General features: G+C 66.8%; 10 protein-coding genes. 9 read left to right on the top strand and 1 reads right to left on the bottom strand.

Annotated features, from left to right (window positions below):
• From I71_RS28795 to glpK, 9 genes are all read left to right on the top strand, one after another.
• On the top strand, positions 1-1,062 hold a 1,062-nt coding region (locus I71_RS28795; protein ID WP_042702391.1), incomplete at its 5' end, for a methyl-accepting chemotaxis protein.
• A gap of 191 nt (positions 1,063-1,253) precedes the next feature.
• Complete coding sequence (glpD, locus tag I71_RS28790) at positions 1,254-2,840, top strand: glycerol-3-phosphate dehydrogenase (RefSeq protein WP_083897448.1); 1,587 nt, start codon at positions 1,254-1,256, stop codon at positions 2,838-2,840.
• 26 nt (positions 2,841-2,866) lie between these two features.
• On the top strand, positions 2,867-3,970 hold the full coding sequence (locus tag I71_RS28785) for an ABC transporter ATP-binding protein (RefSeq protein WP_042702383.1): 1,104 nt from the start codon (positions 2,867-2,869) through the stop codon (positions 3,968-3,970).
• A 14-nt stretch (positions 3,971-3,984) separates the two neighbouring features.
• Positions 3,985-5,061 carry an ABC transporter ATP-binding protein gene (locus tag I71_RS28780; protein ID WP_042702381.1) on the top strand — a complete coding sequence of 359 codons (1,077 nt, stop codon included), beginning with the start codon at positions 3,985-3,987 and terminating at the stop codon, positions 5,059-5,061.
• 13 nt (positions 5,062-5,074) lie between these two features.
• A complete protein-coding gene (locus I71_RS28775; RefSeq protein ID WP_042702379.1) occupies positions 5,075-5,950 on the top strand; it encodes a carbohydrate ABC transporter permease in 876 nt (291 codons plus the stop codon).
• Between the two features lie 113 nt (positions 5,951-6,063).
• Complete coding sequence (locus tag I71_RS28770) at positions 6,064-6,816, top strand: carbohydrate ABC transporter permease (protein WP_244434117.1); 753 nt, start codon at positions 6,064-6,066, stop codon at positions 6,814-6,816.
• Positions 6,817-6,831: 15 nt separating this feature from the next.
• On the top strand, positions 6,832-7,110 hold the full coding sequence (locus tag I71_RS28765; RefSeq protein ID WP_244434116.1) for a DUF2160 domain-containing protein: 279 nt from the start codon (positions 6,832-6,834) through the stop codon (positions 7,108-7,110).
• A gap of 150 nt (positions 7,111-7,260) precedes the next feature.
• The gene (locus I71_RS28760) at positions 7,261-9,024 is read left to right on the top strand and encodes an ABC transporter substrate-binding protein (protein WP_042702378.1); all 1,764 of its coding nucleotides are present in this window, start codon (positions 7,261-7,263) and stop codon (positions 9,022-9,024) included.
• A 166-nt stretch (positions 9,025-9,190) separates the two neighbouring features.
• Positions 9,191-10,684 carry a glycerol kinase GlpK gene (gene glpK / locus I71_RS28755; RefSeq protein ID WP_042702376.1) on the top strand — a complete coding sequence of 498 codons (1,494 nt, stop codon included), beginning with the start codon at positions 9,191-9,193 and terminating at the stop codon, positions 10,682-10,684.
• A gap of 177 nt (positions 10,685-10,861) precedes the next feature.
• On the opposite strand, the gene I71_RS28750 is transcribed toward glpK, so the two are convergent.
• Positions 10,862-11,950 (bottom strand): AMP-binding protein (locus I71_RS28750; protein ID WP_042702373.1); only part of this gene is annotated, 1,089 nt, incomplete at its 5' end.

Below are 11,950 nucleotides of genomic sequence, written 5' to 3'. Positions count from 1 at the left end.
TATGTGCGCAACCGGCTGACCCGCCGGCTGCTGCGGGTGATCGACGCCATGCGCGCGGTCGCCGCCGGCGATCTCGCGGCCGATGCCACGGTCGGCGGGCGCGACGAGATCGCCGAGATGGCCGGGATCGTTGGCGTCTTCCGCGACAAGAGCGCCGAAATCGCCCGGCTGCAGGAGGAGCAGGATGCGATGAAGCAGGCCGCCGATTCCGAGCGGTCGCGCGCCATCCAGTCGATTGCCGCCAGCATCGAAGCCAGCGTGAAGGAGGCCTCCCGTCACATCGCAACCGCGTCGGCCGCCATGCGCGAGGCGTCGGAGGGGATGTCCGTCACCGCCGAGCAGACCTGCCGCCGGATGACCGACGTGCGGTCCGCGGTGGCCGACACCGCGACCAACGTGCAGACGGTGGCCGCCACCGCCAGCCAGCTCTCGGCCTCCATCGGCGAGATCACCCGGCGGGTCGGCGATTCCAGCCAGATCGCCCGCAGCGCGGTCGACGAGGCGCGCAGCACCAACGCGCTGATGGTGGCGCTGTCCACCGCTGCGCAGAAGATCGGCGACGTGGTCGGCATGATCAACGCCATCGCCGGCCAGACCAACCTGCTGGCGCTGAACGCCACCATCGAGGCGGCCCGCGCGGGTGACGCGGGGAAAGGCTTCGCCGTGGTGGCGGAGGAGGTACGCAGCCTCGCCGGCCAGACCGCCAGGGCGACGGAGGAAATCGCCCAACAGGTCCAGGCGGTGCGGACGACGGCGCAGGGGGCGGTCTCGGCCATCGACGGCATCGGCCGCACCATCAGCCGCATCGACGAGATCACCGCCATGGTCGCCGCCGCGTTGGAAGAGCAGTCCGCCGCCACCGATGAGATCGCGCGCAGCATCGGCCACGCTTCCGACGCGGTGCAGAGCATCGCCGATCCCGTGGTTCCGGTTAACGAACGCGGTGACCGCACCGGCAGCGCCGCTGCCCAAGTGGTCGATGCCACCCGTGCGCTTTCGCAACGGTCCGAAAGCCTGAGCGACGACATCGACCGTCTGCTGGGCGGAATCCGTGTGGCGTGAGTGCTTCGGAGCGGGCAACGCCGGATCAGCCATTTTTCCAATAGGAAAGATGCTGGATCCGGCGTAGCCTCGGAAACATGGTCCGTTGAACAAACATTTTCCTTTTCAAACGCGAACGAACATTCTATGTTCTGAAACGAAAGCGGCCGGCTTCGCGAGGAACCGGCGCGGCGCGGTACGGAGAGGAACCCATGGCAAACGCGATCCCTGCAGGACCGGACGGCCGGCTCGGAGCGACCGATACGGCGGTGACGGATCTGCTGATCGTTGGCGGCGGCGTGAACGGGGCGGGCATCGCCCGCGATGCGGTCGGGCGCGGGATGTCGGTGGTGCTGTGCGAACAGGGCGACCTTGCGGGCGCCACCTCGTCGGCCAGCACCAAGCTGATCCATGGCGGGCTGCGCTATCTCGAATATTATGAATTCCGTCTGGTGCGCGAGGCGCTGCAGGAGCGCGAGGTGCTGCTGCGCGCCGCGCCGCACATCATCTGGCCGCTGCGCTTCGTTCTGCCGCACGACCACAACCAGCGCCCGGCCTGGATGGTGCGCATCGGCCTGTTTCTTTACGATCATCTGGGAAAGCGCAAGCTGCTGCCGGGATCGCACGGCGTCGATCTGACCAGCGCGCCGGCCGGAAAGCCGCTGGCGGGCGGCTTCACCAAGGCGTTCGAGTATTCGGACTGCTGGGTTGAGGACAGCCGGCTGGTCGTGCTGAACGCGATGGACGCGCAGGCCCGCGGGGCGGAAATCCTGACCCGCACCCGTTGCGAGAAGGCCGAACGGAAGGGCGGCCTGTGGGAAGCGACGCTGGTCGACGTGAACAGCGGCGCCACCCGCACCGTCCGCGCCCGCGCCCTGGTCAATGCCGCCGGTCCCTGGGTCCGCGAAATGATCGCCAAGCGCACCGGCGTCACCGTCGACAAGTCGGTGCGGCTGGTCAAGGGCAGCCACATCGTCGTGCCGAAGATGTTCGAAGGCGATCACGCCTACATCTTCCAGAACGACGACCGCCGCATCGTCTTCGCCATCCCGTACGAGCGTGATTTCACCCTGATCGGCACCACCGACCTCGATTATTCGGGCGATCCCGGTGCGGTGGCGATCAGCCAGGAGGAAATCTCCTATCTGTGCCGGGCGGTGTCGCGCTATTTCGCCAAGCCGGTGCGCGAGAGCGACGTGGTGTGGACCTACAGCGGCGTCCGTCCGCTGTTCGACGACGCCAGCGGCAACGCCTCGGCCGTCACCCGCGACTATGTGCTGGAGATGGACGAACCGGCCGGCGACGCGCCGATGCTGTCGATCTTCGGCGGCAAGATCACCACCTTCCGCCGGCTGGCGGAGGAGGCGACGGAGAAGCTGGGCAAGGCGCTGGGCAAGGGCGGCGTCACCTGGACCGCCGACGTGGCGTTGCCCGGGCGCGACATCGCCAACGGCGATTTCGCCGGCTTCCTGGCCGGTTTGAAGCGCAGCGGGCCCTGGCTGCCCGATGCGCTGGCGCTGCGGCTGGCGCGGGCCTACGGCACGCGGGTGGAGCGGCTGCTGGGCGACGCCAAGGGGCCTGGCGATCTGGGCATCGATTTCGGGGGCGGCGTCTATGAAGCCGAACTCGATTATGCCGTGCGGGAGGAGTTCGCCATGACCGGCGACGACTTCCTGTGGCGGCGCTCCAAACTCGGGCTGCACCTGGACGCCAAGATCCGGGAAGCCATCGGCGGCTGGTTCGACCGCCGCCGCGAAGCAACGGCCAACAGGAAAGCCGGCGAAAACGCCGCCGCCTGAATTGGCCGGTCGATGGGAGGAATGCGGTGACACTCACACTGGAAGGCGTGGCGAAGCGCTTCGGCGCCGAGCAGCATCTCCATCCGCTGTCGCTGGAGCTGCAACCGGGCAGCTTCAACGTCCTGCTGGGGCGGACGCTGGCCGGCAAGACGACGCTGATGCGGCTGATGGCAGGGCTGGACGCGCCCAGCGCCGGGCGCGTGCTGGAGAACGGCAAGGACGTCACCGGCACATCGGTGCGCCATCGCGACGTGGCGATGGTCTATCAGCAGTTCATCAATTATCCGGCGATGACGGTCTACGAGAACATCGCCTCGCCGCTGCGCCGTCAGGGCAAGGACAAGGCGGAGATCGACGCCAAGGTTCGGCGCACCGCCGCCATGCTGCGGATCGAGCCCTATCTCGACCGGCTGCCGGCCGAACTGTCGGGCGGCCAGCAGCAGCGCTGCGCCATCGCCCGCGCGCTGGTGAAGGGCGCCGGGCTGCTGCTGCTCGACGAGCCGCTGGTCAATCTGGACTACAAGCTGCGCGAGGAGCTGCGCGCCGAGCTGCGCGAGATTTTCGCGGACGGCAAGACCACCGTCGTCTATGCCACCACCGAACCGCAGGAGGCGCTGATCCTCGGCGGCAACGTCACGGTGCTGCACGAGGGGCGGATGCTGCAGACCGGGGCGACCGGCGACGTGTTCCACACGCCGGCCTCGCTGGAATGCGCGCAGGTGTTCAGCGACCCGCCGATGAATGTGGTGGACGCGATCCTGACCAACGACCGCGTGGCGCTGTCGGACGGCACCGGCCTGCCGCTGTCCGCCCATGACCGCAACCTGCCGGCAGGACCTTGCAAGGTCGGCATCCGTGCCAACCATCTGACGGTGCTGCGGCGGACCGAGCGGCTGGTGCCGGTCAGGGGCAAGGTCGCCCTGTCGGAGATCAGCGGGTCGGAGACCTTCATCCATCTGCGCCACGGCGACACCACGCTGATCGCCCGCGAAGAGGGGGTGCACAGCCATCCGATCGGCAGCGACATCCAGGTCTATGCCGATCCCGACCGCATCTTCGTCTTCTCCGCCGCCGGGCAACTGGTGGCGGCACCCAACTGGCGGCGCGGTGCGCTGCGCAACATCGCCTGAGGGGGGCGGGAGCGATGGCGACCATCCAATTCGACAATCTCGGCCATTCCTACCACCCGCATCCCAGCAAGCCAGAGGACTACGCGCTCCGCCGCCTGTCGCAGGAGTGGGAGGACGGCAAGGCCTATGCGCTGCTCGGCCCGTCGGGCTGCGGCAAGTCCACGCTGCTGAACATCATTTCCGGTCTGCTGGTGCCCAGCGAGGGGCGCGTGCTGTTCGACGGGCTGGACGTGACCCGCTGCACTCCGGAGGAACGCAACATCGCCCAGGTGTTCCAGTTTCCGGTCATCTACGACACCATGACGGTGTACGAGAATCTCGCCTTCCCGCTGCGCAACCGCAAGGTTCCGGCGGCGGATGTCGACCGCCGCGTGCGGCAGGTGGCCGAGGCGCTGGACCTGACCGCCGACCTGAAGAAGCGCGCCCAGCGGCTGACGCCGGACGCCAAGCAGAAGATCTCGATGGGTCGCGGTCTGGTGCGGTCGGACGTGGCGGCCATCCTGTTCGACGAGCCGCTGACCGTCATCGACCCGCACACCAAATGGATCCTGCGCCGCAAGCTGCGCCAGATCCATGAGGAATACCGCCTGACCATGATCTACGTGACCCACGACCAGGTGGAGGCGCTGACCTTCGCCGACAAGGTCGCGGTGATGTACGAGGGCGCCATGGTCCAGCTCGGCACCCCGCAGGAGCTGTTCGAGAACCCGCAGCACACCTTCGTCGGCTATTTCATCGGCAGCCCCGGCATCAACCTGATGCCCTGCACGCTGGGCAACGACCATGCGCTGGTCGACGGCATTGCCATCCCGCTGCCCGACCGCGCGGTTCCAACGGTTGGCGGCAAGTTCGAGCTGGGCATCCGCCCGGAATTCCTGGAGCTGACCCGCAGCGGCAGCGCCGGCGCCATCCCGGTGCAGGTCACCGGCGTCGACGATCTAGGCACCTCCAAGCTGGCGACGGTGCGGCTGAACAGCCACATGCTGAAGGTTCGGCTGAGCGAGGAGCAGGAAGTCCCGGCGCTGGATGCCGCCATCCGGTTCCCCAGCCGGTGGACCAAGCTCTACCGCGACAGCCATCTGGTCGGTTAAGGAGGCACAAGCCATGGATAAGGTCCAGGACAACCGGGCTTGGTTCCTCATCATTCCGGTCTTTCTGATCGTCGCCTTCAGCGCCGTGATCCCGCTGATGACGGTGGTCAATTATTCGGTGCAGGAGATCTTCGGCCCCGGCCAGACCTTCTTCGTCGGCACCGAATGGTTCGAGGCGGTGCTGAAGGACGAGCGGCTGCACGACGCGCTGGTCCGCCAGATCGTCTATTCGTTGGCGGTGCTGGCCATCGAGATCCCCTTGGGCATCCTGATCGCGCTCGGCATGCCCGGCGGTCGCAGCGCTAAGACGTCGCTGACGCTGGTGCTGCTGGCCCTGCCGTTGCTGATCCCGTTCAACGTGGTCGGCACCATCTGGCAGATCTTCGGCCGCGGCGACATCGGCCTCTTGGGCGCCACCTTCCGCGCCATCGGCATCGACTACAACTACACCAGCAATTCGGCCCATGCCTGGGTCACCGTGCTGGTGATGGACGTCTGGCACTGGACCAGCCTGGTGGCGCTGCTCTGCTATGCCGGCCTGCAGTCGATCCCGCCGGCCTTCTATCAGGCGGCCAAGATCGACGGCGCGTCGAAATGGGCGGTGTTCCGCTACATCCAGCTGCCGAAGATGCGCGGCGTCCTGATCATCGCGGTGCTGCTGCGCTTCATGGACAGCTTCATGATCTACACCGAGCCGTTCGTGCTGACCGGCGGCGGCCCCGGCAACTCCACCACCTTCCTCAGCCAGTATCTGACGCAGATGGCGGTGGGGCAGTTCGACATCGGCAAGGCCGCGGCCTTCTCCATCGTCTACTTCCTGATCGTGCTGCTGTTCAGCTTCATCTTCTACACGATCATCACCCGCACCGGCGAGGGAGAGAAGAAATGAGCAAGGCCGCGGTTCTCGCTCCCGGTTCGCTGGCGGCGCCGGCCAACATCCGCCGCTCCTCGGCGCGGGTGTCCAACCGGACCATCGTTCTGATCTGCTACATCGTCTTCCTCATGCTGCCCATCTATTGGATGGTCAACATGTCCTTCAAGACGAACGAGGAGATCCTGTCGGGCCTGACGCTGTATCCGCACAACCCGACGCTGCGCAATTACACCGTCATCTTCACCGATCCCAGCTGGTACAGCGGCTACATCAACTCGATCTATTATGTGACGCTGAACACCATCATCTCGCTGACGGTGGCACTGCCGGCGGCCTACGCCTTCTCGCGCTACCGCTTCATCGGCGACAAGCACGTCTTCTTCTGGCTGCTGACCAACAAGATGGCGCCGCCGGCCGTGTTCCTGCTTCCCTTCTTCCAGCTCTACCAGACGGTCGGGCTGTTCGACACGCACATCGCGGTGGCGCTGGCCCACTGCCTGTTCAACGTGCCGCTGGCGGTCTGGATCCTGGAAGGCTTCATGTCCGGCGTGCCGCGCGAGATCGACGAGATGGCCTACATCGACGGCTACAGCTTCCCGCGCTTCTTCGGCACGGTGTTCCTGCCGATGATCCGGGCCGGCGTCGGCGTCACCGCCTTCTTCTGCTTCATGTTCAGCTGGGTCGAGCTTCTGCTGGCCCGCACGCTGACCTCGGTCGATGCCAAGCCGATCGCCGCCACCATGACCCGCACCGTCAGCGCGTCGGGCATGGACTGGGGCCTGCTGGCCGCCGCCGGCGTGCTGACCATCCTGCCGGGCGCGCTGGTGATCTGGTTCGTCCGCAACTACATCGCCAAGGGCTTCGCCCTGGGCCGGGTCTGAGGGAGGCCCCGCGTCATGGATATGGACTGGATGGCGTGGACCGCGCCGACCGCGATCTTCTTCCTGTGCATCGCCCTGATGCTGGCCGGCATGACGGTCTGGGAGGTGGTGTCGCCGACGGTGGAGGCAAAGGGCTTCCTGCCGATGCGCACCACCCGCGGCGACCGTCTGTTCATCGGCCTGCTGGGCAGCGCCTTCATCCATCTGGGCTGGCTCGCCGCGACCGACGTGTCGCTGTGGGGCGCCTTTGCGGTCTCGCTGCTGTGGATCGCCCTGGTCATCCGGTTCGGGTGATCCGCTTCCGCTGAGGAGAGGAGTTACACAGGGTTTTCAAGGGATCCGTTCCCCGCGGGGCTGCGGGGATGACGGGAAGAACGGCGGTCTCCGCCGGTCGCTCAACAATGAAACGTCAATCAGACACCAAGTCGACAAGTGGGAGGAAACATGCTTCAGCAACAAACTCTGCGCAGCCGCCTGACCGGGGCCGTGATGGCCGGCGGCATCGGTGTTCTGCTGGCGATGGGCTCCGCCGCCCCGTCTGCCGCCATGACGCCGGACCAGGAAGCCGTCGCCAAGCGCATCATCGAGGAACTCCAGCCCTCCACGCTGTCCAAGGACGAGCAGATGAAGGAGCTGGAGTGGTTCGTGAAGGCGGCCGAACCCTACAAGGGCATGGAGATCAACGTCGTTTCCGAAACGCTGACGACGCACGAGTTCGAATCGAAGACGCTGGCCAAGCTCTTCAGCGAGCTGACCGGGATCAAGCTGAAGCATGACCTGATCCAGGAAGGCGACGTCATCGAGAAGCTGCAGACGCAGATGCAATCGGGCCGCAACGTCTATGACGCCTATGTCAACGACAGCGACCTGATCGGCACCCACTTCCGTTACGGCCAGGCCATCCCGCTGTCCGATTTCATGGGCGGCGAAGGCAAGGACGTCACGCTGCCGACGCTGGACGTGAAGGACTTCATCGGCACCAGCTTCACCACCGGTCCGGACGGCAAGCTCTACCAGCTGCCCGACCAGCAGTTCGCCAACCTCTACTGGTTCCGCGCCGACTGGTTCGCCCGTCCCGACCTGAAGGAGAAGTTCAAGGCCAAGTACGGCTACGACCTCGGTGTCCCGCTCGACTGGTCGGCCTATGAGGACATCGCAGAGTTCTTCACCAACGACGTGAAGGAAATCGATGGCGTCCGCGTCTACGGCCACATGGATTACGGCAAGAAGGACCCGTCGCTCGGCTGGCGCTTCACCGACGCCTGGCTGTCGATGGCCGGCGCCGGCGACAAGGGCCTGCCGAACGGCAAGCCGGTCGACGAGTGGGGCATCCGCGTCGAGGGCTGCCGCCCGGCCGGCGCCTCGGTCGCCCGCGGCGGCGACACCAACGGTCCGGCCGCCGTCTATTCTCTGAACAAGTACATCGACTGGCTGAAGAAGTACGCTCCGCCGGAGGCCGCCGGCATGACCTTCTCCGAAGCCGGCCCGGTGCCGGCCCAGGGTGCGGTCGCCCAGCAGATCTTCTGGTACACCGCCTTCACCGCGGACATGACCAAGCCGGGCCTGCCGGTGGTCAACGCCGATGGCACGCCGAAGTGGCGCATGGCCCCCTCGCCGCACGGCCCGTACTGGGAGCAGGGCATGAAGCTCGGCTACCAGGATGTGGGATCCTGGACGCTGCTGAAGTCCACCCCGTCGGAGCGTCGCAAGGCCGCGTGGCTCTATGCCCAGTTCACCGTGTCGAAGACCGCGTCGCTGAAGAAGACGCTGGTCGGCCTGACGCCGATCCGCGAAAGCGACATCAAGTCGGAGCCGATGACCCAGGTGGCGCCGAAGCTTGGCGGTCTGGTCGAGTTCTACCGCAGCCCGGCCCGCGTCGCCTGGACGCCGACCGGCACCAACGTGCCGGACTATCCGAAGCTCGCCCCGCTGTGGTGGCAGAACATCGCCGAAGCCGTGACGGGTGAGCGCACCCCGCAGCAGGCGATGGACAATCTGGCCGAGCAGATGGAGCAGGTGCTGGCCCGCATGGAGCGCGCCAACATCGGTGGCGACTGCGCACCGAAGCTGAACCCGAAGAAGGATCCGAAGGAGTGGTTCGCCGCCCCCGGCGCCCCGAAGGCCAAGCTCGACAACGAGAAGCCCAAGGGCCAGACCATCGCCTATGACGACCTGCTGAAGGCCTGGAAGGAAGGCCGCGCCCAGTAACGGGCCGGCGGAACGGTTCTCCTCCCGGCACTTCGTCCTGGTTGGGCCGGGGGTAAACTGCGGGGCGGCGGCATGCCGTCGCCCCATTTTTATCTATCTGAAGATCCCCTCTTCCGTATCGGGAGAAGGAGAGACACGCCAAAATCGGAACAATGGGAAACAGAGCATGACCAAGGCCGGCCACATCCTCGCCATCGACCAGGGCACCACCTCTTCGCGGGCGATCCTGTTCGACGGCCGGGGGACGCCGCTGGCCGAAGCGCGGCGCGAGTTCCCCCAGCATTATCCCGGCGACGGCTGGGTCGAGCATGATCCGGCCGACATCCTGCGCGACGTCCGCACCGTGGCGCGCGAAGCGGTGGAGAAGTCCGGGGTCGCAGTCTCCGCCATCGCCGCCATCGGCATCACCAACCAGCGCGAGACCGCGGTGGTGTGGGACCGCGCCACCGGCGAGCCGATCCACCGCGCCATCGTCTGGCAGGACCGCCGCACCGCAGCACTCTGCCATGATCTGGTCGCCGCCGGCCATGCCGAGCTGGTGCGCTCCAAGACCGGCCTGCTGATCGACGCCTATTTCTCCGCCACCAAGATCGCCTGGATCCTCGACCATGTGCCGGGCGCCCGGGCGCGGGCCGAACGGGGCGAGCTGTGCTTCGGCACCATCGACAGTTTCCTGATCTATCACCTGACCGGGCGGCAGGTGCATGCGACCGATGCAACCAACGCCTCGCGCACCATGCTGTTCGACATCCATGCCCAGGATTGGGATGACGAGCTGCTGGCGCTGTTCCGCGTGCCGCGCGCCATGCTGCCGCGGGTGCTCGACAGCTCCGACGATTTCGGCGCCACCGAGCCGGAGCTGCTCGGCCGTCCGATCCCCATCGCCGGCGTTGCGGGCGACCAGCAGGCGGCGGCCTTCGGGCAGGCCTGCCTGACGCCGGGCATGGCGAAATCGACCTACGGCACCGGTTGCTTCGCGCTGATCAACACCGGGGAGACGCCGGTGGTGTCGAAGAACCGGCTGCTGACCACCGTCGCCTACCGGCTGAACGGCAAGACCGCTTACGCGCAGGAAGGCTCGATCTTCGTGGCGGGTGCGGCCATCAAATGGCTGCGCGACGGCATCGGCATCATCACCCATGCCAGCCAGACCGACGACATGGCAACCCGCGTTCCCGACAGCCACGGCGTCTATTTCGTCCCGGCCTTCGTGGGCTTGGGCGCTCCGCACTGGGATTCGGATGCCCGCGCCGCCATCTTCGGCATGACGCTGGACGTCGGCCCGGCCCACATCGCCCGTGCGGCATTGGAAGCGGTCGCCTACCAGACCCGTGACCTGATGGAGGCGATGGCCGGCGACTGGGGCGGCACCATCAACGCGCTGCGCATCGATGGCGGCATGGCCGCCAACGACTGGCTCTGCCAGTTCCTCGCCGATCTGCTGAACATGCCGGTCGAACGGCCGAAGGTGATCGAGACGACGGCACTGGGCACCGCCTGCCTTGCGGCACTGAAGGTCGGCGTGTTCGACAGGCTGGAGGCGGTGTCCGACGCCTGGCGCAGCGAACGCCGGTTCGAGCCGCGCATGGAACAGGGCAAGCGCGACCGCCTCTATGGCGGCTGGCGCGACGCGGTGGCACGGGTGCGGTCGGAGCGATAAGGGGCACCCGATGGCGTGATTCTGCTGAGTTTCCGGCGCAGATGGGAAAGTCGCCTCTGCCGTCTGCCGGTACTCTGATTTCGGTTGCGCGCTCCTCCCTCGGGTGCGTCGTCCTCGCCGGTTCAGCGGGGACACTGGGCCGGACGGGTCATGCCGTCCGGCCCGCTTCTTTTCCGATCACACCCCGTCGCGGTCGGCCAGCATGTGGCGGATTTCGCTTTTCAGCAGCTTGCCGGTGGCGGTGTGGGGCAGGCTGTCGACGAAGTGGACATCGTCGGGAATGCACCATTTCGCCACCTTGCCCTCGAAGACCGCCAGCAGCTCCTCGCGGGTGATGGCGGAGCCGGGCTTGCGGACGACGACCAGCACCGGGCGCTCGCCCCATTTCTCGTCGGCGACGGCGACGGCGGCGGCCTCCTGGACGCCGGGATGTCCGACGGCGATGTTCTCCAGGTCGATGGAGCTGATCCACTCACCGCCCGATTTGATGACGTCCTTGGTGCGGTCGACGATCTGGACGAAGCCGTCGGCGTCCATCGTCACCACGTCGCCGGTCTCGAACCAGCCCGGCACCGTCTGGTGGGCAGGGCTTTCCAGCACGCCGAAATAGCCGGAGCAGACGGTCGGGCCACGGACCAGAAGCCGGCCGAAGCTGGTTCCGTCCCGCGGAACGTCGGTGCCGGAGCCGTCAACCACACGGAACTGAACGCCACAGATCGGCCGTCCCTGCCGCGAGGCCAGCTCCAGCGCCGCGTCGGCATCCATGCCGCGATGCTTGCCCTTCGGTGTGTTGGCGAGTCCGAGCGGGCTGGTCTCCGTCATGCCCCAGGCATGCAGGACCTCGACCCCCATCTCCTGGAAGCGCTGGATCATCACCGGTGGGCAGGCGGAGCCGCCGATGGCGATGCGGCGCATGGTGGTGAGTTTCTTGCCATTGGCATCCAGCCAGTTCAGCAGCGCCAGCCAGACGGTCGGGACGCCGGCGCTGTTGGTGACCTTCTCGGCCTCGAACAGCTCATACAGGCTGGCACCGTCCAGCTTGCCGCCGGGGAAGACCAGCTTGGCGCCGACCATCGGTGCCGCATAGGGCACGCCCCAGGCATTGACGTGGAACATCGGTACCACCGGCAGCACCACGTCCGACGCCGACAGGCCGAACACATCCGGCAGGCAGGCGGCGATGGCATGCAGGTAGGACGAGCGGTGGCTGTACAGCACGCCCTTCGGGTTGCCGGTGGTGCCCGAGGTGTAGCACATGCCGCAGGC

It is taken from the genome of Azospirillum sp. B506, assembly GCF_000333595.1.
Taxonomy (GTDB): Bacteria; Pseudomonadota; Alphaproteobacteria; order Azospirillales; family Azospirillaceae; genus Azospirillum.
Note: the sequence above shows the minus strand (reverse complement) of the source record. Positions and strands in the feature narration are given on the sequence as shown.

What these genes read in the sequence shown, in the direction of transcription:
- I71_RS28780 (WP_042702381.1), top strand. Translation starts at nt 3,985, where the DNA reads ATGGCGACCATCCAATTCGACAATCTCGGCCATTCCTACCACCCGCAT.
- glpD (WP_083897448.1), top strand. Translation starts at nt 1,254, where the DNA reads ATGGCAAACGCGATCCCTGCAGGACCGGACGGCCGGCTCGGAGCGACC.
- I71_RS28765 (WP_244434116.1), top strand. Translation starts at nt 6,832, where the DNA reads ATGGATATGGACTGGATGGCGTGGACCGCGCCGACCGCGATCTTCTTC.
- I71_RS28760 (WP_042702378.1), top strand. Translation starts at nt 7,261, where the DNA reads ATGCTTCAGCAACAAACTCTGCGCAGCCGCCTGACCGGGGCCGTGATG.
- I71_RS28770 (WP_244434117.1), top strand. Translation starts at nt 6,064, where the DNA reads ATGCTGCCCATCTATTGGATGGTCAACATGTCCTTCAAGACGAACGAG.
- glpK (WP_042702376.1), top strand. Translation starts at nt 9,191, where the DNA reads ATGACCAAGGCCGGCCACATCCTCGCCATCGACCAGGGCACCACCTCT.
- I71_RS28775 (WP_042702379.1), top strand. Translation starts at nt 5,075, where the DNA reads ATGGATAAGGTCCAGGACAACCGGGCTTGGTTCCTCATCATTCCGGTC.